This is a genomic window from Kitasatospora sp. A2-31, assembly GCF_022288725.1.
GTDB lineage: Bacteria > Actinomycetota > Actinomycetes > Streptomycetales > Streptomycetaceae > Kitasatospora.
In genome coordinates this window covers 49,475-49,847 of record NZ_JAKNTA010000012.1, presented here as the reverse complement: position 1 = coordinate 49,847, position 373 = coordinate 49,475, and the positions used below count along the sequence as shown (strand labels likewise).

1 protein-coding gene and 1 pseudogene are annotated in these 373 nt (G+C 70.8%); one reads left to right on the top strand and one right to left on the bottom strand.

Going from position 1 to position 373, the window contains the following annotated elements:
- Nucleotides 1-203, top strand: a pseudogene (locus MCM47_RS28990) (hypothetical protein); the annotation flags it as partial.
- Here MCM47_RS28990 and MCM47_RS28985 read toward each other — a convergent pair.
- Nucleotides 169-373, bottom strand: a 205-nt coding sequence (locus tag MCM47_RS28985) for a transposase (protein ID WP_238864639.1), incomplete at its 5' end; no start/stop codon positions are given. The pseudogene MCM47_RS28990 and the gene MCM47_RS28985 overlap by 35 nt on opposite strands.

Here is a 373-nt window from a genome sequence, read left to right as displayed (position 1 = left end):
TGTCCCTGCTGGCCGAACGCCGCGCGGACGGGGAAGACGTGATGACGTGCCAGGAGATCACCGCCGCCTTGGGGCTGGCGGCGGTCCCGGCGAGCGTGGAGGGCGTGCGGTCGAAGATGAAGCGGCTGGCGGACCGGGGCTGGGCCGACGAGCCGTCCCCGGGCCGGTTCACGCTCGCCGCCGGGCCAGCCTGCGGGTCATGAGCATCGTCATCGACCACAGCACCATCTGCTCGTGGACGGCGGGCAGCGTCTCGTAGTCGCGCACCAGCCGGCGCGAGCGCATCAGCCAGCTCAGCGTTCTCTCCACCACCCAGCGCCTGGGCAGCACCACGAAGCCGGACACGTCGTCGTTCCGCTTGACGATCTTCAGA